1 protein-coding gene is annotated in these 360 nt (G+C 60.8%); it reads left to right on the top strand.

Annotated elements, in window-relative coordinates:
- Positions 1–360, top strand: a 360-nt coding sequence (locus tag QMX89_RS22705; RefSeq protein ID WP_282349956.1) for a hypothetical protein, incomplete at both ends; no start/stop codon positions are given.

The raw sequence follows: 360 nt of genomic DNA, 5'->3' as shown, positions 1-360 counted from the left end.
CAGTCTCCCGCCATCAGCGTCTTCGGTGCTGCGCCCTATCATCCCGGCACACCCACCCTGCCTGCCCCCCAGGTCCCATCGCTGCTCGTGCATAACGGCCTGAACAAAAGTGACCTGCACAACCCCAGGACGCCTGTGGCCGTGCAAGTGGTGCTGCAAGCCAACATGCTGCAAGGCGATGAACTCACCCTGTACCTGGATGATACCCCCGTGGCTGTCGAGGTCGTGCGCCCCGAGCATGAGGTAACTGGCATCGTTACCTTCTACTTGATGCCCGTCGTGTTTCCTCAGGAAGGCCGGGTTACGCTGCACTATCACCACCGAGTTCCGCCTTCCAACGCGTTCAGCGTGTCTGAAGAC

The sequence above is a fragment of the Pseudomonas sp. PS01301 genome (assembly GCF_029960215.1).
GTDB classification, from domain to species: Bacteria; Pseudomonadota; Gammaproteobacteria; order Pseudomonadales; family Pseudomonadaceae; genus Aquipseudomonas; species Aquipseudomonas coleopterorum.
This window is presented reverse-complemented; position numbering and strand designations above follow the sequence as displayed.